Below are 1,583 nucleotides of genomic sequence, written 5' to 3' on the forward strand. Positions count from 1 at the left end.
CTATTCCAGCTAATAGCTTGTCAATAATTAAATGTTAATTGTCGTTTCAAGAGATGATATAGTGAAAAAAGGGTATGACAAATAACCGTCCCTTTCGGAACAGGAATATATTTCATCGTTTACTATTCCATGCTAGTTACTCTAGCCGAAATGCTTCTTTCGAAGTCAAAATGGCAAAAATCCAGTGGATGAGTTTGTTTACACAAGCAATAACCGCTACTTTGAACAGTTTTCCTTCAGCACGCTTTTTATCGTAGTAAGCTCTTAACTTCTTGTTTCTATTACTACGAATACCACATCGCACAGCTTGATACAGTGCTGTACGAAGCCTTCTGGAGCCATGTTTTGTGATCCTATTTTGGGTTGCTACAAACTTACCTGAAGCAAACACACTGGGGTCAACACCAGCAAAGGCCACCAGCTTCTTAGCATGATCGAACCGATCGATTTCCCCAATCTCAGCCAAAATTGTTGCAGCAATTTTAGTGCCGATACCGGGTATTGACTGGATTAAATCATATTCAAGTAACTCTTCAGCCAGGGTCTCTATCGATTTATTAAGGTCTGCTAGATGGTCCTGGTATTGAAGAAGCAATTTGATGAGCAACTGCATGGAGATCAGATGACTTGGAAAAGTCGTCTCTTTAAAGGGATTTCGCCTTGCTGCCGCTACTAAGATATGAGCGTGCTCCGAACACCATAAAGTAGATCTACCGCGTCCTGTTTGGCGTTGGATTGTTACTGAAATCTCTTCCACAGTCATATCCAGGACTTCCTTAGATGTCGGGTGTAAGGCTAAAACTCGAAGCGAAACTTTTGAGAAGAGATCACCGAACACGCCATGGTATTCAGGGAAAACCTGATCTAGAATAGCCTGGAACTGCAGCTTCGCTTGAACATACATACCCGTTAAAGATTCATACTGACGAGTGAGATAGCGTAAGTTCATGAGATGCTGACCCCGTTTTTTGAGGGGTTCAAACTCTTCTTTATAGAACAGCACCCCAAGTTGATAGGCATCAGCAGCATCCGTCTTGACCCGTCTCAAATTCGTTTTTTTAGCTTCATATGAGATTAAAGGATTAATGACAATGTACAGATAATGGTGCTCATCCAGAAACTGAACAACAGGGCTATGATAATGGCCTGTTGCCTCCATTACTATGCAGGGGCTCACTCCCGCAGCTATTTCCACCGCTCTAACATAACTAAGAAAAGACGATAATCCCTCTAGATCATGATTAAATCTAAAGATCTTCCCATGAGGTACTCCACGGTCTAAAAAAGCTTGTGCATGGCTCTCTCCCTTAGACACATCCAAACCAATGACTGGGTTCATGACATCACTCCTGTAGTATTTTCACCGGCAACCCCTAACCTTCTTGTCTTCCACACTATCGCATGTGATACGGGATCAACGTCCCAACCAGCCTAACCATGGTTGAACAAGTAGGGGGGATGAACAGAATAGCTCTCGGGATCCAAGTCCCACGGGCAGAAACGTTCGATCCCCGGCTACCGCTATCTTACGACCCTACAAAAAAGAGGTCGACCAGAAAGATCTGGTGACCTCATAATACGAA

General features: G+C 43.3%; 1 protein-coding gene. It reads right to left on the minus strand.

The genetic code is table 11. From position 1 onward, the window contains the following. Positions 1 to 136: 136 nt before the first annotated feature. Entirely contained in the window at positions 137 to 1,339 is a 1,203-nt protein-coding gene (locus WFJ73_RS33130; RefSeq protein WP_336776990.1) for an IS110 family transposase, read from the minus strand. Positions 1,340 to 1,583: the final 244 nt, after the last annotated feature.

This window comes from Paenibacillus sp. MMO-58, assembly GCF_037146255.1.
Taxonomy (GTDB): Bacteria; Bacillota; Bacilli; order Paenibacillales; family Paenibacillaceae; genus Pristimantibacillus.

What these genes read in the sequence shown, in the direction of transcription:
- WFJ73_RS33130 (WP_336776990.1), bottom strand. Translation starts at nt 1,339, where the DNA reads ATGAACCCAGTCATTGGTTTGGATGTGTCTAAGGGAGAGAGCCATGCA.